Source organism: Acidaminococcus sp. AM33-14BH, from assembly GCF_003603525.1.
Classification (GTDB): Bacteria; Bacillota; Negativicutes; order Acidaminococcales; family Acidaminococcaceae; genus Acidaminococcus; species Acidaminococcus intestini.
Map to the genome: position 1 here is coordinate 52,087 of NZ_QTNG01000007.1, position 19,714 is coordinate 71,800.

Annotated in this window: 20 protein-coding genes and 3 pseudogenes; 6 read left to right on the plus strand and 17 right to left on the minus strand. The window is 46.6% G+C overall.

What is annotated here, in order from left to right:
• Positions 1-16: 16 nt before the first annotated feature.
• The 4 genes from DW817_RS06375 to DW817_RS06390 are packed head-to-tail and all read right to left on the minus strand — an operon-like array spanning position 17 to position 3,862.
• On the minus strand, positions 17-595 hold the full coding sequence (locus tag DW817_RS06375) for a restriction endonuclease subunit S (protein WP_207802109.1): 579 nt from the start codon (positions 593-595) through the stop codon (positions 17-19).
• Between the two features lie 41 nt (positions 596-636).
• A complete protein-coding gene (locus tag DW817_RS06380) occupies positions 637-1,932 on the minus strand; it encodes a restriction endonuclease subunit S (protein WP_120111636.1) in 1,296 nt (431 codons plus the stop codon).
• The gene (locus DW817_RS06385; protein WP_120111639.1) at positions 1,933-3,513 is read right to left on the minus strand and encodes a type I restriction-modification system subunit M; all 1,581 of its coding nucleotides are present in this window, start codon (positions 3,511-3,513) and stop codon (positions 1,933-1,935) included.
• Positions 3,506-3,862 carry a DNA-binding transcriptional regulator gene (locus DW817_RS06390; protein ID WP_207802110.1) on the minus strand — a complete coding sequence of 119 codons (357 nt, stop codon included), beginning with the start codon at positions 3,860-3,862 and terminating at the stop codon, positions 3,506-3,508. The genes DW817_RS06385 and DW817_RS06390 overlap by 8 nt, the downstream gene beginning before the upstream one ends.
• A 221-nt stretch (positions 3,863-4,083) precedes the next feature.
• Between DW817_RS06390 and DW817_RS10855 the strand changes: the two are divergent.
• The 3 pseudogenes from DW817_RS10855 to DW817_RS11060 form a co-directional block, all read left to right on the plus strand.
• Positions 4,084-4,485, plus strand: a pseudogene (locus tag DW817_RS10855) (transposase family protein); the annotation flags it as partial.
• 150 nt (positions 4,486-4,635) lie between these two features.
• Positions 4,636-4,803, plus strand: a pseudogene (locus DW817_RS11055) (transposase); the annotation flags it as partial.
• A gap of 22 nt (positions 4,804-4,825) precedes the next feature.
• A pseudogene (locus tag DW817_RS11060) lies at positions 4,826-5,149 on the plus strand (transposase); the annotation flags it as partial.
• A gap of 151 nt (positions 5,150-5,300) precedes the next feature.
• Here DW817_RS11060 and DW817_RS06405 read toward each other — a convergent pair.
• The gene (locus DW817_RS06405; RefSeq protein ID WP_009015921.1) at positions 5,301-6,299 is read right to left on the minus strand and encodes an alpha/beta hydrolase; all 999 of its coding nucleotides are present in this window, start codon (positions 6,297-6,299) and stop codon (positions 5,301-5,303) included.
• A gap of 380 nt (positions 6,300-6,679) precedes the next feature.
• On the opposite strand from DW817_RS06405, the gene DW817_RS10950 reads away from it, so the two are divergent.
• Positions 6,680-6,814, plus strand: coding sequence for a hypothetical protein (locus DW817_RS10950; RefSeq protein ID WP_014128735.1), 135 nt, complete (start codon positions 6,680-6,682; stop codon positions 6,812-6,814).
• Positions 6,815-6,959: 145 nt separating this feature from the next.
• Entirely contained in the window at positions 6,960-7,094 is a 135-nt protein-coding gene (locus DW817_RS10625; RefSeq protein ID WP_158306811.1) for a transposase, read from the plus strand.
• A 242-nt stretch (positions 7,095-7,336) separates the two neighbouring features.
• On the opposite strand, the gene DW817_RS06415 is transcribed toward DW817_RS10625, so the two are convergent.
• The 10 genes from DW817_RS06415 to DW817_RS06460 all read right to left on the minus strand — a co-directional run bounded on the left by DW817_RS06415 (position 7,337) and on the right by DW817_RS06460 (position 15,263).
• Positions 7,337-7,786: a GatB/YqeY domain-containing protein gene (locus DW817_RS06415; RefSeq protein ID WP_016459436.1), complete on the minus strand. Its 450-nt coding sequence runs from the start codon at positions 7,784-7,786 to the stop codon at positions 7,337-7,339.
• Between the two features lie 20 nt (positions 7,787-7,806).
• Positions 7,807-7,983: a 30S ribosomal protein S21 gene (gene rpsU / locus DW817_RS06420; RefSeq protein WP_009015923.1), complete on the minus strand. Its 177-nt coding sequence runs from the start codon at positions 7,981-7,983 to the stop codon at positions 7,807-7,809.
• Between the two features lie 94 nt (positions 7,984-8,077).
• Complete coding sequence (locus DW817_RS06425; protein WP_009015924.1) at positions 8,078-8,413, minus strand: histidine triad nucleotide-binding protein; 336 nt, start codon at positions 8,411-8,413, stop codon at positions 8,078-8,080.
• A 60-nt stretch (positions 8,414-8,473) separates the two neighbouring features.
• Positions 8,474-9,781 (minus strand): tRNA (N(6)-L-threonylcarbamoyladenosine(37)-C(2))-methylthiotransferase MtaB, encoded by a 1,308-nt coding sequence (mtaB, locus tag DW817_RS06430; protein WP_120111649.1) that lies wholly within the window; start codon positions 9,779-9,781, stop codon positions 8,474-8,476.
• Positions 9,782-9,783: 2 nt separating this feature from the next.
• Complete coding sequence (locus tag DW817_RS06435; RefSeq protein ID WP_009015926.1) at positions 9,784-10,527, minus strand: 16S rRNA (uracil(1498)-N(3))-methyltransferase; 744 nt, start codon at positions 10,525-10,527, stop codon at positions 9,784-9,786.
• A complete protein-coding gene (gene prmA, locus DW817_RS06440; RefSeq protein WP_120111651.1) occupies positions 10,520-11,461 on the minus strand; it encodes a 50S ribosomal protein L11 methyltransferase in 942 nt (313 codons plus the stop codon). Before prmA ends, DW817_RS06435 begins: the two co-directional genes overlap by 8 nt.
• Positions 11,462-11,542: 81 nt before the next feature.
• Positions 11,543-11,836 carry a hypothetical protein gene (locus DW817_RS06445; protein WP_009015928.1) on the minus strand — a complete coding sequence of 98 codons (294 nt, stop codon included), beginning with the start codon at positions 11,834-11,836 and terminating at the stop codon, positions 11,543-11,545.
• Between the two features lie 10 nt (positions 11,837-11,846).
• On the minus strand, positions 11,847-13,292 hold the full coding sequence (locus DW817_RS06450; protein WP_009015929.1) for a TrkH family potassium uptake protein: 1,446 nt from the start codon (positions 13,290-13,292) through the stop codon (positions 11,847-11,849).
• A gap of 12 nt (positions 13,293-13,304) precedes the next feature.
• Complete coding sequence (gene trkA / locus DW817_RS06455; RefSeq protein WP_014128740.1) at positions 13,305-14,663, minus strand: Trk system potassium transporter TrkA; 1,359 nt, start codon at positions 14,661-14,663, stop codon at positions 13,305-13,307.
• 84 nt (positions 14,664-14,747) lie between these two features.
• Positions 14,748-15,263 carry a hypothetical protein gene (locus DW817_RS06460; RefSeq protein ID WP_021737171.1) on the minus strand — a complete coding sequence of 172 codons (516 nt, stop codon included), beginning with the start codon at positions 15,261-15,263 and terminating at the stop codon, positions 14,748-14,750.
• A gap of 134 nt (positions 15,264-15,397) precedes the next feature.
• On the opposite strand from DW817_RS06460, the gene DW817_RS06465 reads away from it, so the two are divergent.
• The gene (locus tag DW817_RS06465) at positions 15,398-16,516 is read left to right on the plus strand and encodes an acyltransferase (protein ID WP_021737201.1); all 1,119 of its coding nucleotides are present in this window, start codon (positions 15,398-15,400) and stop codon (positions 16,514-16,516) included.
• Between the two features lie 47 nt (positions 16,517-16,563).
• Here DW817_RS06465 and DW817_RS06470 read toward each other — a convergent pair whose 3' ends face one another.
• On the minus strand, positions 16,564-17,481 hold the full coding sequence (locus DW817_RS06470; RefSeq protein ID WP_051296792.1) for an AEC family transporter: 918 nt from the start codon (positions 17,479-17,481) through the stop codon (positions 16,564-16,566).
• 182 nt (positions 17,482-17,663) lie between these two features.
• Positions 17,664-19,412 carry a pyruvate kinase gene (pyk, locus tag DW817_RS06475; RefSeq protein ID WP_035224600.1) on the minus strand — a complete coding sequence of 583 codons (1,749 nt, stop codon included), beginning with the start codon at positions 19,410-19,412 and terminating at the stop codon, positions 17,664-17,666.
• Positions 19,413-19,714 lie beyond the last annotated feature (302 nt).

Consider the following 19,714-nt stretch of genomic DNA (forward strand, 5'->3'; position numbering starts at 1 on the left):
CATCACCTCTTTCGTGTTATTTTGTTATCGGCTCAAAATTGAGCAGCCTGTCTCTATAGTACTCGTATTGTTTCTGCCTTGCCTCAATCTCAGCTGGCAGACCACTGCTCAAGTCGTTGCAGAGGGCATCAAATCTATCAAGGATACCTACAATGCGTTCTTGTTCCTTTAAAGAAGGAAGTGGAATTTCCAAACTAAGGATTCGAGATGCATTGAGGTCACCACGTGCACCTTCTTTTCTCGAAAGCAATTCTTCATACTGGCTGCATACGCAATAGAAAACATATTTATATAGAGCCATATTAGGATCTATTTCAATATTCAAGCAGTGCTGATTCGTGGTAAGCGGTATTTTGTTTATCGCACATCTTCCGGCAGATGCTCCTGAAATTGCAACAATAACACAATTCTCTGGTATCCATTTGGCAGATGTTTCTTTCACTGCAAGTTCTGTAATAAAAGCAGTCGCCTCATAAATCTCATTGAATCTAACATCCTGTGTTCTTAACCAAGGAATTGTACCTCCCTTATAGTAAGCACTATTTCCTTTCTTAGGAGTAGAGCCGGAACTACAATGTTTACTGATGTTTTTCAAAGAAATTTTCACAGAACCATAGACAAACTGAATAAGTTTAATTATGCTTGTCTGTCTGTCTGTCTGTCTGTCTGAGCGATTATCTTGCCTGTTGCAGCGTATGTCAACAGTGCATCACGATAATATTCGTATTGTTTTTGACGTGCTTCAATCTCAGCCGGAAGACCAATGTTAAGGTCAGAGCAGATTGCATCGAAGTTGTCTAATACATAAACAATCTTTTCTTGTTTCTCCTTTGACAGAATTGGCACAAGGATTTTAGATAATTTTTCTCCTGTAGTTGTTGCTCTCGTAGTAAACGATGCATATCTCACAATAGTATTTCTAACTGCAGTGCTTGAAAAATAATAAGCACAGAACTTTGGCAATAATAAGTCTGTCTTAGGGCGTGCCCTTAGAACAAATCCACTGAATACACAATTCTCAACATCCTCAATGAGAGTACTTGTCATTCCGATATCTTCTTTTGTTTCAGAAGTTCTTGTAAAGAAAACATCACCTTTTTTAGCACTGTAACGTTCGATTTCATCCGGAGTAACTTCAACAGTTCCTGTAAATGAATCTTTTGCAAGCCATCTGTTATTATAAACATCCGTGAAGTTTATAATTGGAGAACCGTGTCCGAAGAATTCTTTACCTTTGTTCAGACCATTTCTTACGTCAAATAACTCTCCAAATGACTTGAATTCTACTTCATTATTAGAAAATGTGAGTAAATCATCCCTATAAAATTCATACTGTCTCTTCCGAGCTGTAAGCTCGGCTGTAAGCTCGGCTGTAAGTAACGTGAAAGAGTCCAATATACGGACTATTTCACGTTGTACCTCCAACGGAGGTACAGGGAGCTTCACTTGCCTCATCTGTTTCTTTGATACATTAAATCTCGTAACACCGTTTGCGGTTTTACCAATTTGGTATCTTAGTTCACTTGAACGAAATAAATGCTTTGAAAAATCGGGAAGCATTATTGAGGTGTCATCAAATCTAAAGACAAAGCAAAAACTATTCAAATATAATTTTTCATCAGTCTGTTGTGTAAGAACAGATGAAATTCCGCACTCATCTGGTGTTTCAGAAGATCCTGTGAATATAATATCGCCATATTCTAAGGTTCGTTGATTTTCGTCATCACCAATTTTGACTTTATCATCAACATCTATATCCAGTGCGGGATTAGAATACACATTTTTATATGTAATGAATTTTGCATTTCCATCAGTAAAATCATCTTTAGATTTTCCTGTAATACCTCCATAAAATTTTCCGAGTTCTCCAAGTGTTTTGTATTCAACTCCATCAGGACATAATTCCTGAATCAATTCATCTAATCTGCTCATTTACCGCACCTCGATTTCTGCGATGATCTTATCGATTTCATCACGAAGAACCTGCTCACGAGATACGATTTCTTTAATCTCTGCATTCAGCTTTACAATATCGATTTTCTCTCTGGTATCCTCAGCCTCAACATAAGTTGATACAGAAAGGTTGAAATCATTTTCTTTGACTTCATCATAAGAAGCGAGGTGAGCAATGTGTTCCACTTCCTCACGCTTTGTAAAAATATCAACGATTCTATCGATATTCTCAGGAGTCAGCTTATTGTTATTGGTTACCTTCACACACTCATTGCTTGCATCGATGAAGAGAGTACGGTTATCTGTCTTATTCTTTTTCATTACCATAATGCAGGTGGCAATAGAGGTTCCGAAGAACAGATTGCTTGGAAGCTGAATAATACAGTCAATGAAGTTGTTATCCACCAAATACTGACGGATTTTCTTTTCTGCTCCGCCACGGTACATAATGCCAGGAAAGCATACGATTGCAGCAGTACCATTACTGGCAAGCCAAGAAAGGCTGTGCATGATAAAGGCAAGGTCAGCCTTGCTCTTTGGTGCAAGGACACCTGCCGGAGCAAATCTCGGATCATTGATAAGCGTTGCATCATCAGAGCCCGCCCATTTGATGGAATACGGAGGATTTGAAACAATCAGTTCGAATGGCTCATCATCCCAGTGCTGCGGAGATGTCAAGGTATCTTCACAGGCAACATCAAATTTATCGAATCCCACATCGTGCAGGAACATATTGATACGGCAAAGGTTATAGGTTGTGATATTGATTTCCTGTCCATAGAAACCATTACGCACACCTTCCTTACCAAGAATTTTCAGAGATTTTAAGAGCAAACTTCCGCTGCCACAGGCTGGATCGTATACCTTATTGACTTCTTTTTTACCTACAGTGCCAAGGCGAGTAAGAAGTTCTGACACATCTGCAGGAGTAAAGAACTCACCACCGGACTTACCTGCATTAGAAGCATACATGGTCATCAGATACTCATAGGCATCACCAAAGGCATCGATATCATGGTCTTGTACAGAACCGAGGTTCATATCAGCCACACCATTTAATAGCTTTACGAGTTTCTCATTTCTCTTAGCGACAGTAGAACCGAGCTTATTGCTGTTTACATCAAAATCAGCAAACAGTCCGGCAAAGTCACTTTCTGCCTCACTGCCTTGTGAGGATTCCTCGATATGGCGGAATACAGCCTCAAGCTTTTCATTCAAATGAGCTTTTGCCCATTCCATATCTGCATTACTTTTCTTCTTTATATTAGCGAAGAGTTCGCTCGGAAGTATAAAGAATCCTTTTTCTTCTACAAGTCCTTCTCTTGCTACTTCAGCATCTTCATCTGACAGCTTAGCAAAATCAAAGTCTGTATTTCCGGCTTCGATTTCTCCCTTATTAATATAGCTTGTCAGATTCTCTGATATATAGCGATAGAACATTGTGCCAAGGACATAGTTCTTAAAGTCCCAACCATCGACAGCACCACGCAGTTCATCTGCGATTGCCCATATGGCACGGTGGAGTTCGTCACGTTCCTGTTCTTTCTTGGTATCAACCATTGTTTTTTCCTCCAACTTTATAGTTTAGCCATGCGTCTTCAATATCCGCATATGGGATATCGTTTTCCTCGCAAAAGGCCTTTATATTCTTCATCGCAGCAAGGTTTGGTTTGGATTTACCCTGTTCCCAACGATTTACAGTAGAAAATGCCACGCCTAATTTTCTGGCAAAGTCTTCCTGTGTCAGAAAACAGCGTGTTCTGAGTCTTTTTATTTTTTTTGGAAGTATCATTCGCATCTCCTTTATAATATTCAAAAATATAGCAAAATTATAGCATAAATTTATGGATTTTTCTCCTCTCCGGTCATTGGTTGGAAGATTTTTATTTTCTACCGGAATGACCAGCACTACATCCCCTTAGGAAGTTAAAAAGGATAAAAAAGAAGATTGGGAACAAACAAAAGCTCTCTCTGTCTAATCTGGTTCTATAATTTATTTTGGGGCGCTAAAGTGACCGTCCAGATGCGTGTCCTCTCAGCGCCTACTTTTTTTCAATAAAAAAAAGGCATATGCACTCAAATCCCTTACAATAAAGTGATCAAACAATAAAGAAAGTGAGTTGAATCCATATGCCTTCTCCAGATTATATCGAAAAATTAACAGGAATTAAAGAGGAATGGATTCAAAATTTAAAGGAAACGGAATCAGCCTTGGTTTTAGCGGTTCAGCTGCCGCCTCAAGAACACATCTGCCCTCATTGTAAGGCCGCCACAAGACGCATAAAGGGCTGCTATACGCGCCTCATTAAACATTTCCCACTTCTCCATAAAAAGTTGCATCTCCTGTATCGCCAGAGGCGCTATAGATGCAGCTGTGGTCACACAGTTAACGAGAAGGGCCCCTTTGCCTCTCCGTATTTCCAACCCTCTTCCTCGCTTCAACAAGTCATGCTCCAGGAGCTGCGTCAACACCTTTCTTTCCAAGAAGTGGCCAGACGATGCCATGTCAGCACCAGCCAGGTCATTCGTGTCTTTAATGAAGTCCATATTCCTCGTCCCAGTCACCTTCCCCGCGTGCTTTCCATCGATGAATTTAAAGGAAATGCCGCGGGTCAGAAGTATCAGGTCATCATCACTGACTCTGAAGCCAAGCGGATAATGGTCATTCTTCCGGCACGAACCACCAACGGCTTTACTGAAGGCTGCAACAATAAAATCAAGGTGGTAAAACGGATCTCATTTGGTCTGCGCAATTTTGAGCGCTTTCGTCATAGGATCTTGTACATTAACACACGCAACGAAAAAGGACACGCACTATCTTTCGTGCATGTCCTCTTCAGGAGAGCATAGACACTTTAGCACCCCAAAATTTGACAAAGAACCGAAAAAATGGACGCCCTATTATCCGGCGTCCATGAAGCGATGGTTTGACAACTGGGATGTCATCTCACCAATTTTTAAATTTTCAACAGAGGTTCGTACGGTCTTTTATACCATGAATGCGATAGAGAGTTTGAATTCATCCTACCGCCGCTTGAATTGCCAGAGAAGCGTTTTCCCGAGTGCGCAGGCATTGCTAAAAACGTTATATCTTGCAACGTTTGAAGCCACTAAGAAATGGACTATGGCTATTAGAAACTGGGGCAAGGTCAGAGGCGAGCTGTCTATTATGTATCCAAATCGATTAATTCCGTAAGATTAGCGTATACAATTAGCATACGCTACTATATATCATAGAAGACCTTATTTACAGACTTTTCTTCATACCCTCCAGTAAAATGACCATAATTTTTGACGCATGCCTTAACACCCATGCAGATACCAACCAAAATTTCATTAATTTATATTTATCTGTTCATAAAACAATCAACTTTGTAAGCAACAGTATTCCAGAAATCAATAGTTGCTTTAGCATTTGGAACCGCTGCATCGAAACCATGGTAAACGCCCGGGATTACGTGCATTTCCGTATCAATCCCCTGAGAAATTAATTTATTGCCATAGCTGATGTCTTCATTTACAAAAAGATCTAAATCGCCAACATAAATCATGGCTGGCGGTAAGTCTTTTAAGTTTTTAGCAAAGGCAGGAGAATAATATTGACGCATTTTTTTAGGAATCTTTTTGTAACCGGCCAATTTTTTCCATGCAAACGCGTTAGTTTCGCGATCCCAGCAAACTTGGCCTGTGTACGGAGCATTATAAATGTCATCCTTACTGCCAGTACGGCTATCCAACATAGGATAAATCAAAATTTGTCCGTTGAGCTTTAGATTATCGTGATCGCGGTTGTAGAGAGCTAAAGCAGCCGTTAATCCACCACCGGCACTATCGCCCATGATTATAATTTTATCAGTGTTCAAGCCGTAGTTAGCACCGCTAGTCTTAACAAATTTTAAGCCTTTGTACGCATCCTCAAGTGCTGCAGGGAACGAAGCTTCCATTGAAGTTCTGTATTTTGGTGTTACTACTGCAACATTCATTCGGTCAGCCATCATTTGGTATTTAGGCATATTGTTATAAGCGCCACGCAACAAATATCCACCACCGTGAGAATAGTAAATAACAGGCAGGGCGGTACCGCTTTCTGTATTTTTAGGACGATAAATACGTAATTCAACATTGTCCGCATGTATTACTTCAGGAGTTATATTGGGGAAGGACTGAACAGGAGCTTTCATAAAAGCTTCTACATCTGCTTCATTTTCCATATGAAAGAGGAAGGTTGCAGCTTTTTCACGATATTCAGGTAAAATTTTATGCATGGAAGTGAGCTCAGCTGCAAAGCCTTGGGCTGTAATGATAAATCCGACAAAAAGAGGCAGTAATATTTTTGTCAATCTCATTTTTTACTCCTTTTAAATAGAAATAATTTTCACTTTATTTGTATTATACATAAATAACCATATATTATCAAGGTTCTTCACGGAAATTTGTGGAGTCATAGACAGATGGATATTGAAAAAGGACATCAAATTCTCCAAAATATAAGGTGACCAAACCAAAATAAAGGAGAATTGAGATATCCTCTATTTAGTACATTATTCAAGCAGACCTTTTTTGTCAAGACCCCAATTACCTTGTTTTCTTCCCTGAAGATCCTTTGGATGATTCCACGGCATGGGTGGTCACCGGCCAGAAACATCATACCGACTTCCTCTGCCCTTGCTGCGGAGAGCCGATGCATGTCTATGGCACGTACCGAACCCGCCTAAGGACGGTGCCTATGCAGCCAAATGCCAGGCGCACTGTCCTTTTCGAGGGGTACCGCTTCCTGTGCCCTTGCTGTCAGGAAACGATTACGGAACTCAATCCGTACAGATGTCCTGGAACGAGAATCACCAAACGGGCCGCTGTGTAGATTAAATCACTGCTTTCCCAGGGCCTTACGATTGCCGGCGTGCAGAAGATAGCGGGCATCCATTGGGACACCATTCGCCAAGCTGAAGGAAAAGCGAATCGACGGTCTGGCAACCCCCGCCAAATGCCCTATTAACACAGGCCGATTGGAAGGATGCAACAACAAAATCACGGTTGCCAAACGAAATGCGTATGGGTACAAGAACGACAGATACTTTTTTACCTTGATTCGGTACCTGTCTTTACCTACGTATGATTTGGCATCCCCCAAAAATGCGTGAGGAACCAAGTTATAGCATAATTTTATGAATTTTTCTCCTCTCTGGTCATTGGTTGGAAGATTTTTATTTTCTGCCGGAATGACCATCACTACATCCCCTTAGGAAGTTAAAAAGAATAAAAAAGAAGATGGGGAACAAACAAAAGCTCTCCCTGTCTAATCTTACGATGATTTTGAGGACTTTCCCAATGGCTGGTGAAAAACAAAAAACTCCGAATAGGCTCACCTATTCGGAGTTTTTTACTATTTGAGCAATTCCTTGACGAGGGCACTGACGCGCGAACCAGCTGCGCGGCCTTGGGTCTGGGCAAGTACCCGGCCCATGACCTTTCCCATGTCCTTCATGGACTTGGCGCCGGTTGTGGCAATGACATCTTGAATCACTTTTTTCAGTTCCTCATCACTGAGCGGTTCGGGGAGATACTTCTTAAGAATCTCGATTTCCTCTTCGTTCTTAGCGACAAGGTCAGGACGATTGGCATCCTTGATTTCCTTGATGGTGTCTTCGCGCTGCTTGACTTCTTTCATCAAGACGGCCATGACGGCATCATCCGTAAGTTCGGTCTTTTCATCAATCTCTTTGTTCCGGACAGCAGCCCAGACCATACGCAGGACGGAAAGGCGTTCCTTACCGCTTTCCCGTTCTTTCATGGCGGTCTTCATATCCGTCTGCAAGAGTTCTCGTAAAGACATCACTAAAGCCCCCAAACGAATTATCTGGATTTGCGTTTTCTGGCAGCTTCAGACTTCTTTTTGCGTTTTACGCTGGGCTTCTCATAGTGTTCGCGTTTTCTCACTTCGGAGAGGACGCCGGCCTTCTGAGTCGCACGCTTAAAACGACGAAGCGCACTGTCAATGGATTCAGTTTTGCCAACTCTGATCTCAGTCATCTATATCCCTCCCTCCACGATCTCTTTCGGGAAGTGTAATTTAACATTAACACTCGGTTATTATACCGTAAAAGAGGGGTACCTGTCAACGATTTTAGAGCTTCGGCCAACCTAGTTCTTTACCGCCCAGGATATGGAAGTGCAAATGAGGAACTGTTTGGCCGCCTTCGGCGCCTGTATTGACAATGAGACGGAAGCCTTTTTCAGCAATTCCAAGTTTTTTTGTTACTTCCGGCAGGATTTTCTTTACATGAGCCACCAGTTCCACCGGCGCCGTAACGATATTTTCCGTGTGTTTCTTGGGAATGATGAGGACATGGATTGGTGCTATGGGACTAAGGTCATTGATGGCAATGACTTCATCATCTTCATAGACGCGGGGGCTTGGAATCTCACCGGAAACAATTTTACAAAATACACAATCACTCATAAAAAACACCTCTTTCTCTTGACGGGCGACGCTTGAGTGCGTCCCCTTCATCACTGACTGTCAGCAGGGTTCGGCAAGGACGCCATCATCAAAAAGGCCGGTTACGGCAACGGTCGTAAGGGTTCCCGTAAGGTCTTCTTCGGACTTAAGGTAGACCCGGACATAATTGGGTGTGAGACCTTCCCAAAGCCCTTTCCTGCCTATTTGTTCCCACAAGACGGGGTACTGGCGCCCAATGAGGGTCTTTCGGAAGATTTCATTTCCTTTGCGGTCCACTGCCTCCAAACGATGGACCCTGTCTTCCTTTTCCTTATTGGAAAGCTGGTCCTTCCGTTCTGCTGCCGGCGTTCCCTTGCGTTTGGAATAAGGAAAGATATGGATATTGGCAAAGCCGCAGGCCTCAGCAAAGGTCAGGGTTTGGGCAAAGTCAGCTTCCGTCTCCCCCGGGAATCCGACTATGATATCCGTTGTAATGGCTACATCCGGAACAGCTGCACGGATCCTATCAATGAGCTCCTTGAAGCGGGCTGTGTCATAAGGCCGGTTCATCGCCTTTAGTATCTTATCGCAGCCAGATTGAAGAGGCAAATGAAGATGGCAGCAAAAACGCGGATCTTCCTGCATGAGCCGAAGGAGCTCCGGCTGGACTTCCACCGATTCCAAGGAGCCTAAGCGCAGACGGCACAGGGCCGGTACAGAAAGAGCGGCTTTAACGGCATCAAAGAGGCGATTGCCATTTGCCGTCTCCTTACCATAACAGCCAAGATGGATACCAAGGAGAACGACTTCCTTATACCCTTCTTCTGTAAGGTGCTCCACTTCGCGGCGGATACTTGATAGCGGTCGGGAACGCAGATGACCTCTTGCATAGGGGATGATGCAGTACGAGCAGTACTGATCACAGCCTTCCTGAATCTTTAGGAAGGCCCGGTCACGGCTGTCATCGACAGAAGCCGCAAGATCTTCAAATTCACTGCCTACAGGCAGGTCAAGGACGTCATTGACGGGCGCCGCGTCCCGCTCACCGAGGCGCTCTTCCACAAGCTCAACGATGCGGGCCCGGTCACGGTTGCCGACAAGCAGGTCCACGCCCTCAAGGGCCGCAACCTCTTCCGGCGCCGTCTGGGGATAACACCCTGTAACGACTATGAGCGGTTTGGGATCACGTTTGATGGTACGGCGGATCATGCGCCGGGATTTCCCCTGCCCCATATTGGTGACGACGCAGGTATTGATGAGACAAATATCACTGGCTTCTCCAAAAGGAACGATTTCATAGCCAGCTTCACGGAAAAGTTTTTCCATGGAAGCCGTATCGGACTGGTTCACTTTGCAGCCCAGAGTATAAAAACTGATGCTGTGCTTCACACTTAACCTCCCAGGTTTCCGGTTTCGTATTGGATAGCCGCAAGGGCCGCAAGAGCCGCGGTTTCCGTGCGCAGGATGCGTGGTCCAAGGCTGACAGACTGCCAGTCATGGGCAGCAGCAAGATCAAATTCATCCCCTGAAATACCGCCTTCAGGCCCAATGAGAAGAGCAATAGATTTTGCATCAGGAGTCTTCTGAAGAGTCCTGCGCAGGCTGCCTTCTTCCTCGACTTCGTAGGCCATGAGCTTTAGGTCCGCTTCACAGGAAGTCAGGGCGAGCGCTACCGGCAGAGGGGCCTTGATAACAGGGACGATATCCCGCTTGCTTTGCTTGGCCGCTGCCTCAGCAATCTTTTGCCAGCGCTCCAGCTTTTTGGCAGTTTTCCCCTCATCAAGGCGAACGACACAATGAGCCATACTGACAGGTTGGATCTCCGAAATACCCAGTTCAATGGCTTTTTGGATGATCCATTCCATCTTATCCTGCTTGGGAAGCCCCTGATAGAGGGTGACCCTCACTGTCGGTTCGTGGTTTTCTTCAAGGATCCGTACTGTTTCAAGGGTGACGGCATCTTTGGAAAAGGCCGTAATTTTCATAACGGCGGCAATCTGGTCAAGGCTTACGATTTGAACCTCGTCCCCTACTTTCATGCGCAGGACATGGCCCATGTGATGGGCATCCTGGCCTGTCACTTCCAGGGTATCGGCAAAGGGTTTGCCTAAAAAGAAACGGTACACGTCAGGCATCCTTTCTCATGGTGATTGCGGTCCAACCAGCACGGTTTTTAACATCAAGGACAGTAAAACCATGTTGCCGAGCCGCTTTTTCCACATCGCAAAGGCGCTCCTTGATGACGCCCGAGGCGAGGAAGAGCCCGCCTTGACGGAGCTTTTTGAATGCATCGGGAAGGAGCGTGATGATGATGTCAGCAATAATGTTTGCCACAATGAGATCGGCCTTTTCATCGGCATCATCGAGGAGATTGCCCTTTTTGACCGTAATCCGGTTGGAAAGGTGATTTTTGGCAATATTTTCCTTGGCCACTTCCACAGCCTTGCCGTCAATATCAATGGCATGAATGGAACGGGCGCCCATAAGCGCGGCCGTCATGGCAAGGATCCCGCTTCCTGTACCGACGTCATACACATCGATATTGGGCGTGACCAGTTCCTCAAGGCGTTCGATACACATCCGCGTTGTAGCATGCGTTCCCGTACCAAAGGCCATACCGGGATCAAGTTCGATGACTTTTTCTTCCGCCGTCGGGGTATAGCTTTCCCAATCGGGTTTGATGACAATCTGACTGCCGATCTTCGTCGTATGGAAATACTGCTTCCATTCATTGGCCCAATCTTTTTCACTCACCTTACGGAAGCGGAGCTGACCTATCTGGAAGCTGCCAATTCTCTTTTCTATCTCTGACAAGCCTTCCTTAATGGTGGAAAGGCGTCCGGACAGTTCTTCATCTTCAAGATAATAGGCAGAAACGGTCACAATCTCCGTTTCTTCCGGCATGGGAAGGTCACACAGTTCCCACGTTGTATGTTCCTTGAGCTCCTTGAGGAGCAGGGGATCGTCTATTTCAACTCCGTTACGGGCGCCGGCTTCACAAAAAAGATTGGCTGTTGCTTCGACGGCTTCACGGGTTACACTGATGCTGACTTGCTGCCAAGTATCCATTTGCTTCATCCTTTCTTTGTTATCAGCTCATTATACCACAGGTAGGGCGCTCCGTCATACAGCCGAAAAAAGACCAGGCCCTCAGTCCTGGTCTTTTTTGCGGTCTCGATTATACCACGCGTTCACTTTTTGGCTGTAATATTCAGCTTCCTTTTTACGGCGCCATGCGTCTCGTTCATCGCAGATGGCAAGCATTTCATCAGCAATGTCCTCAGCCGAAGCCGGCTGATTGTGCGCGACATAAAGGGCCAAACGGCGGATGCTTTTTTCAGAGCCCAAATTTGCAGCAAGCAGACGTCCAAATTCAGCAGGGTGACCCAGCAGGACAACTTCTTTTATAAGACGCTCCGTCCAGTATTCCACTTCATTTGTCATATGAGGCTCCTTAGCATTTGCTGGACCAAGTCCGTGGGTAAAAAAGCAGCAGCATGGGGAGCAGTTCCAAACGGCCAGCGAGCATATCAAAGATCAGGACCAACTTGGAAAAGTCTCCATATACGCCAAAGTTACGGCTCGGACCCACTTCTGCAAGTCCCGGTCCGATATTGTTGAGGGTGGCCGCAACAGCCGTAAAGTTGGTCGTAAAACTAAAGTTTTCGAGACTGATGGCAAGCACGGAAAGACCAAAGACAAAGAAATAACTCGTCAAATAGACATAAAGGGAACTGAGGACCTTGCGGTCCACGGTCTTCTTGTCCATCCGGACACACTGTACACCATGGGGATGAATGATTTGGCGCAGTTCCTGCTTGATACTCTTCATGACAAGGACAACGCGGCTGACTTTGACGCCGCCCCCTGTTGATCCGGCACAGGCTCCGATGATCATGAGCATGACAAGGATGGTTTTGGAAAAGCTTGGCCATAGGTCAAAGTCCACCGTTGAAAACCCTGTCGTCGTAATGATGCTGCCGACTTGAAAATAGGCCACGCGCAGGGCTTCCTCAAAATTGCCATACCGCGGTTCGATCTGCCAGGTAATGGCAAGGCCGGCACAAAGGATGATGGCAAGATACGCCCCCACTTCTTCCAGATGGAAGGCTTCATAGAAATTCTTTGTCAGAAGCAAGTAATAGAAACTGAAATTGACGCCAAAGGCAATCATAAAAATGGTGATGATCCACTGCTGAAAGGGCGTATACTCAGCGCAGCTGCTGTTGAGGACCCCGAAGCCCCCCGTTCCCGCCGTGCCAAAAGTAATGCACAGGTTATGGAACCAGTTCATCCCAGAAAAAGCCAAGATGGCAATCATGAGAAGGGTCATACCAAGATAGATACGGTAAAGGACGATGGCCGTGTTCTTTACACGGGGCACGAACTTTGATACATCAGGACCGGGGCTTTCCGCTTTCATGAGATTGATCTGCGTACCACCGCTGCCTGAGGGGATCATCATGAGAATGAAGACCAAGACGCCCATCCCGCCAATCCAGTGGGAAAAGCTCCGCCAAAACAGGCTTGTATGAGAGAGCGCCTCCACATTGGCCAATATGGAAGAACCTGTCGTCGTAAACCCTGACACAATCTCAAAAAGGGCATCAAGAAAAACCGGAATCTCACCGGTAATGACAAAGGGAATTGCTCCATAAAGGGAAAGGACAACCCAAGAAAGCCCAACGGACACAAAGCCTTCGCGCTGATAGATGGCGGGATTGGCAATCTTTTTGCGGGAAAGGAGCCAGCCTGCCGCTATGGCCCCGACTCCCAGGGCAAGATAGACCAGGCCCTGCCACTCCCCATAAATGAGGGCAATGAGGCAGGGAAGCAGCATTAAGAGGCCTTCCGTACGAAGGACCCAGGAAAGGATCCTTCCAATCACAGCATAATTCATGGCCTCACCCCATTATTTTAAAATATTATAAATATCGTGGAACCCGATATGGGTTGTTACGACAATGACCGTATCCCCAATCCGGAATTCATCCTGACCGCCTGGGATAATCAGCCTGCCGCCGCGCAGGATTCCAGCAATGATGACACCGTCCTTGATTTTCATATCGACGAGCTTCTGCCCGGTCACCAAGGAATCCTTATCAATGAAAAATTCCATGGCTTCGACGCGCCCATTCATAAGGCGATAAAGGGTTTCCACATTGGACTCCATGCTGTTGCCGGCAGCCCGGACATACTGCACAATCTTTTGGGCCGTAATCTCCTTCGGATTGATGACGCTGTCCAGATGAAGGTTATCCAAAAGTTCCCCAAAATCGACATGATTCAGCTTTGTGACAACCTTTTTCTTCACACGGTTCATGACGTAAAGGGAAAGGATGGCGTTAACTTCATCGATGCCCGTGCAGGCCACAAAGCCGTCCATATTTTCCAGATGTTCCTCATCAAGCAGTTGGCGGTCCGTTCCATCCCCACAATCGACAGTTACATCGGGCAAGGCATCCACAAGCTCTTCGCAGCGTTTCATATCCTTTTCGATGATGGTCACGTGGATATTGCGGCTGGAAAGAAGCTTGGCCAAATAATAGCTTGTAGCTCCGCCGCCGACAATCATGACGTTTTCCGCTTTGTTTGTCTTGACACCGATTTTGCGGAAAAATTCCTCGACATCGCTGGGCATAGCCATGATGGTCAGGATGTCGCCGCTCATGATGACTGTATCCCCGTTAGGAACAATGATTTCACTATTGCGTTCAATGATGCAGATAAGCAGATTATTTGTCGTCAGCTGCGCCAACTGCTTTAAGGAAATCCCAATGAGCATGGACCGCTGGGGAACGCGGAAGCGCAGCATATCGATTCGGTCCTTGGCAAAGCTGAAGATATCAATTGCCGTAGGAAAATTAAGGAGCCGCGTCATTTCCTTGGCAGCTTCCAGTTCCGGATTGATGGTCATGGAAAGATTCAGGCCCTTTTGCAGGAAATGGCTTTCCTCCGAATAATGCGGGCTCCGCACACGGGCAATGGTGTGACAGCCGCTATTATTGAGTTTGGCAATGACGCAGGTCAAAAGATTGACTTCATCGCTTTCCGTCACGGCAATAAGCATATCCGCATGCTTAAGATCGGCCTGCCGCAAGACGTTGAAACTTGAGCCGTTGCCTATGATACCCATGACGTCGTAGTTGGTCGAAATATGGTGGATGAGGTCCGCATTGGTATCAATGACGGTCACATTATTGTTTTCCTTGATAAGCTGCGTAACGATATTTCGTCCCACCTTACCGCAGCCGACAACGATAATTTGCATTTTGTTCTCCCCCACAGCAAATCTAAAAGCGTATCAATCTATTATATAACGGGCCTTTCCAAAAAGCCATATGATTGTACCATTTCATACACTTTCTTTTCCAGCAAGACGCCGAGCCACAAGTTCGAAAAAGAGGCAGCCTAAAAAGGAGGTCGCCCATTGCATGCTCCCATAGAACAGAAGAAACCGCCAGACGAGTTGAGGGCCGACCTGAAAGAGGGAGCTCACGGCAAAAAGCCCCGCTGTCATACAGGATGCCTTGAAAAGCGGGGCAATCAAGATACGAAGGCGCGCACGCTGCGCTTCTTTACAGAAAAAAGCGTAAGCCGCGTTTGAGAAAAAGACCACAGGAATCATGAAGGGAAGGGCCAGATGACCTTGCATAAAGGCCACTGCAGGCAGGGCCGCACTCATGGCCCAGATTACGGCAGGCGCCGTAAAGCGCCCCGCAAGGACCAGGGACAAATTGACAAGGCTCCCGATGATGAGCGTCATCACAAAAGGCGGCAAAGGCAGCAAAATACGCAGCTGCTGCACCATAAGAGCGAAAGCCAAAAAAAGGCTCCCCCGCGCAAAAGCCTGCATCGTATGATGGTTCATAGGGATCCCTCCTTTCTTATTTTCATTGTAGCAAGGCAAGGTCCATCTGACCAGTTGATTTTTTCGATGGCCTTTTCCCTTTGGGTATATTATAATTGATAAGTTAAGGAAACACCGTTTAGAGGAGCTCTTTTATGAAAAAACGAAACATTATCTTTGACCATTTGCGCGCCCTTTCCATGCTGGGCGTCGTTGCCATCCACGTCGGTGACCTTGTCATGCAGTCCGGTACACCATGGAACTGGCTCTACCTTTTGTGTGAAGTGCTGAGCCGCTACAGCGTGCCCACCTTCTTTTTTATCTCCGGCTACGGACTTTTTTATTCCCATCCCTTGGAAAAGCCCTTGGAGTATAGGTCCTTTATCAAGAAAAGATTCAAGAGCATCGGGATTCCCTATGTAGTGACGAGCCTCTTTTATATGGGTGTCGCAAGTCTCATGGCCCGAAACCTTGCCATGTGGCATCCCAAATACGTGCTTTTCACCCTCTTTTTTGGACTGGGAAATTATCACATCTATTTTCTCGTCATCCTCATGTGGTTCTATCTGCTCTTTCCCCTATGGAGAAGCCTCATGAAAAAGATGGAAGCCATGGGCCTTTATCTGAGCCTATCCATCCTGTTTATCTTAGAGCTTTTCTTATACCGGGTCAGTGCCCACTTCTGGGCCTATCCCCAATGGGTTGTCGATACGCCCCTTCTGTATGACCTGCTCCAATACAGGCTGAACTATTTTCCCTTCTTCTATCTCTTTGTCTTTATGATGGGCGGCGTCATTGCCCGTCATTATGAGGCCTTCCTTACCTTCATCAGAAAATGGAAAAAAGTCTTGGGCGCGGCTTTTGTGCTATCTGCAAGCTGCAACACGCTGATCTTCTACCGCTGGATCCTCATCCATCACATGCCCCTTGAGGATACGACGAATGCACTGCAGCAGCTTTCCACACCGGGCCTGACCTATACAGTCATCTTCATCCTCTTTGCCAGTGCCATTCTGGACCGCTATCCTGAAGGAAAACTGCCTTTATTGGAAAAAATATCGGATCGTTCCTTTTATATCTACCTCATCCATCCCTTCTTTCTCGACCAATTAAGCTACTGGATCGATCGAGCCATCGTTCCCTTTGACAGATTCCCCATGCCCGTCTTTTACGTGCTCCTTGTCACGGTCTCCTATGTTGCGGCCGGTCTTTTGCAACGCGTCGTCCCGCCCCTTAAAAGAAACCTTCTGGCACGTTTACCCAATAAGGCATAAAAAATCTCCCAGCAACTTCCAATCATGGATTTGTTGGGAGTTCTTTTTTAGAGGAAAAGAGCCAAAAAGGGCACCGTCACGAGACTTGTCACGGTTGACGTAAAGACACAGGCAGAAGCAAATTCCGCATTGGCCCCATATTTTGCAGCAAGGATGGCCGTCGTAGACCCGATAGGCATTCCCGTAAGGATGGTTGCGACCGCCGTCAGAAGGGGATCGATGTGAAGGCCGCGAAGGCTAAGAAGGAGCACCAACGGCATGAAAAGCTGACGGATAGCGGATAGAAGCAAAGCCTTGCCCGATAGGAAGTTCTTTAATGGAATCTCTGCCAAAATCATCCCCACAATGATCATGGCAAGGGGCGTCGTGCATTCACCCAAGGCGTGGATTGCACTCACGGCAACCAGCGGCAGGTCGGGTTCAAAGAGCATCCGCAGGAGCCCCAGTTCTACGGCAATGATGCCCGGGTTGAATAGGACCCTCTTTATACGCTCCCAGCGCGGTGCCGTCGTAAAAAGGCTGATGCCCGCACTCCACATGAGGATCCTTGTAGGGATGATGTAGAGGCTGGCATAAAAAAGACCATCCAGCCCATACCCATTTTCAATAACCGGCAGACCGGCAAAACCGGAGTTACTGACCAGCGTCCCGTAGCGCATGATAGGAATTTCATCTTTTTTACAGAACCGAAAGGCTACGTTGCTGATTATGAGTGAAAGGACTTCCACAGAAGAGGCGACAAAAAGGCTCAGGAGCCCTTTTTGCAGCGTTTCAACTGTCAAGGTAATCTGGAAGGACTCAAAGATCATGCACGGCAGGGTAACAAGGATGACAAATTCCGTAAAAGCATCCCGCGCCTCCGCTTTGAGGATTTTCCCTTTACGCAGTCCATAGCCAATGGCCATATAGACAAAAAGCAACATCTGGATGGAGAGCATCTGCCAAAAGCCTTCCACATTCTTCACCTTCCTCCATTTTAATTCTATTGTAGCAGATTGGATTCCAAGAAAACGGGAAAAGCGGCCATTGCCTTCTTTTTAAATTCACGAAAGGGCCTTAGTATTTTTAAGAATAACCAAAACAGCGCCACGGAAAAAAGCCTCCGTGACGCTGTTTGTAAAGTTTTTTTAATCCATCAATGCGCTTTTTATTTGACGTTGATTTTCCCGGCATAGACCGTACCGGACTCCACGTCAAGGGTCACCACATCGCCATCTTCCAATTCCTTCATGGCTCCAGCGGCCCCAACAATCACAGGGATTCCGAAATTGATGCCCACAATGGCCGCCGGCGAGGTAAAGCCCCCTTCTTCAGCAATGATGCCCGCTGATTGGGCCGCTTTGGCGCCCATTTCGTTTTCAAGGGCGGAACAGACAAGAATGGAACCCTCTTTTATTTTATCGACATCACTGAGATGCTCCACGCGGACCACTTCGCCCGTAACGGATTTACGGCCAATGCCCTGCCCTTTGACGACAATTTCACCGACATTGACAACCTGAATAAGGTTCGTACTTCCTACTTTCCCCACGTTCTTACCAGCCGTGACAATGACCGAATCCCCTTTCCGGACAAGACCTGCATTTCTGGCTTCGTTGACGGCAAGGTCAATGAGGGCATCCGTATTGGGTTTATTGAGGCCTTTAAGGGGAACGACGCCCCAATAAAGCGCCATGCGGCGCAGGCTCTCTTCTTTCGGGGAAACACCGACTACCATGGCGTGGGGACGATATTTGGCAACCATGCGGGCCGTGTATCCAGATTCCGTAATGGACAGGATCACGTTGGCATCAAGTTCCTGAGCAATCTGCACCGTGGCATGGGAAATAGCGTCCGTCATCTGGACCTGTGCCCCAATGCCTTTATGTTTAAAGACATTCACATAGTCAAGGGAAGCTTCCGTCCGTTTGGCAATCCGGCTCATGGTTTCCACGGCTTCGACAGGATAGGCACCGGAAGCGGTTTCACCGCTCAGCATGATGGCATCGGTCCCGTCATAGATGGCATTTGCCACATCACTTGCCTCAGCACGCGTGGCATGGTAATTTGTGATCATGCTCTCAAGCATTTGGGTTGCCGTGACGGCAGGTTTGCCAGCTGCATTGCATTTTGCGATGATCTGCTTTTGGACAACAGGAACATCTTCCATAGGAATCTCGACACCCAAATCACCACGGGCGACCATGACACCGTCGACAACTTTCAGGATTTCATCGATGTTATCGACGCCTTCCTGGTTTTCAATCTTGGCAATGATGCCCATATTGGAGCCGAGGCTCTCCAGAAGGCGCCGGATCTGCATGGCATCATCGGCGCTGCGTACAAAGGAGGCTGCAATATAATCCATTCCCGCATTTGCCGCAAAGGTAATATCGGACACGTCTGCTTCCGACATAAAGGGCAGCTTCAAGATAGCCCCTGGCACAGCGACACGCTTACGGGAAGAAATCTCCCCGCCGTTGGTGACCGTTGTATGGATTTCAGTATCCGTCGTTGATTCTACCCGAAGGGTCAGTTTCCCATCATTCAGAAGGATCGTATCACCTTTTTTCACCTCTTGGGGAAGACCGCTGTAGTTTACATGGGCTTTTTCCGCTGTGCCCTCGCAGGCTTCTGCAGTCAGTGTAAAGGCGTCCCCGTCCTTCAGTGTCACCTTGTCCCCCTTAAACAGGCCCAGGCGCATTTCCGGTCCCTTTGTATCGCCGATAAAACCGATGACACGGCCTGTTTCGGCAATGGCTTCCTTCAAAAGGGCCAATCGTTTGGCACATTCCTCATGGGATCCATGGGAAAAGTTGAAACGAGCCAAATCCATGCCGCTTTCAATCATCTTGACAAGGATCTCTTTTCTGTCCGTTGCCGGACCCAAAGTACAAATAATCTTCGTTTTTTTCATGGTAAGAACTCCTTTATCTTGACCTTTCTTCCCACCGGGGAGAGTCTTTGGTGTTGTATTCATCCATCCCTGTAAAAAAGCCGTCATCCCAGGAAATAGATCGTATAGCCCACAAGCCGCGGTGCGCATGGATTGCCCTCGCAAGGAAGGGGAACTTTCCATCCAGAACAGGATCGGTACGGAACCAATCCAGGTAAAGAATGAGGACCTTCTCCTTAGCCATCCAGCAAGTGACATTTCCTGAAACCGGCTCATTTCATTGTACTACAAAGAAAGTAGCGGGGCAAATCCCTTTGACCAGA

Coding starts and splice junctions, on each gene's coding strand:
- DW817_RS06380 (WP_120111636.1), bottom strand. CDS start 1,932: ATGAGCAGATTAGATGAATTGATTCAGGAATTATGTCCTGATGGAGTT.
- DW817_RS06385 (WP_120111639.1), bottom strand. CDS start 3,513: ATGGTTGATACCAAGAAAGAACAGGAACGTGACGAACTCCACCGTGCC.
- DW817_RS06405 (WP_009015921.1), bottom strand. CDS start 6,299: ATGAGATTGACAAAAATATTACTGCCTCTTTTTGTCGGATTTATCATT.
- DW817_RS10950 (WP_014128735.1), top strand. CDS start 6,680: ATGCAGCCAAATGCCAGGCGCACTGTCCTTTTCGAGGGGTACCGCTTC.
- DW817_RS06415 (WP_016459436.1), bottom strand. CDS start 7,786: ATGTCTTTACGAGAACTCTTGCAGACGGATATGAAGACCGCCATGAAA.
- rpsU (WP_009015923.1), bottom strand. CDS start 7,983: ATGACTGAGATCAGAGTTGGCAAAACTGAATCCATTGACAGTGCGCTT.
- DW817_RS06425 (WP_009015924.1), bottom strand. CDS start 8,413: ATGAGTGATTGTGTATTTTGTAAAATTGTTTCCGGTGAGATTCCAAGC.
- DW817_RS06435 (WP_009015926.1), bottom strand. CDS start 10,527: ATGCCTGACGTGTACCGTTTCTTTTTAGGCAAACCCTTTGCCGATACC.
- prmA (WP_120111651.1), bottom strand. CDS start 11,461: ATGGATACTTGGCAGCAAGTCAGCATCAGTGTAACCCGTGAAGCCGTC.
- DW817_RS06445 (WP_009015928.1), bottom strand. CDS start 11,836: ATGACAAATGAAGTGGAATACTGGACGGAGCGTCTTATAAAAGAAGTT.
- DW817_RS06450 (WP_009015929.1), bottom strand. CDS start 13,292: ATGAATTATGCTGTGATTGGAAGGATCCTTTCCTGGGTCCTTCGTACG.
- trkA (WP_014128740.1), bottom strand. CDS start 14,663: ATGCAAATTATCGTTGTCGGCTGCGGTAAGGTGGGACGAAATATCGTT.
- DW817_RS06460 (WP_021737171.1), bottom strand. CDS start 15,263: ATGAACCATCATACGATGCAGGCTTTTGCGCGGGGGAGCCTTTTTTTG.
- DW817_RS06465 (WP_021737201.1), top strand. CDS start 15,398: ATGAAAAAACGAAACATTATCTTTGACCATTTGCGCGCCCTTTCCATG.
- pyk (WP_035224600.1), bottom strand. CDS start 19,412: ATGAAAAAAACGAAGATTATTTGTACTTTGGGTCCGGCAACGGACAGA.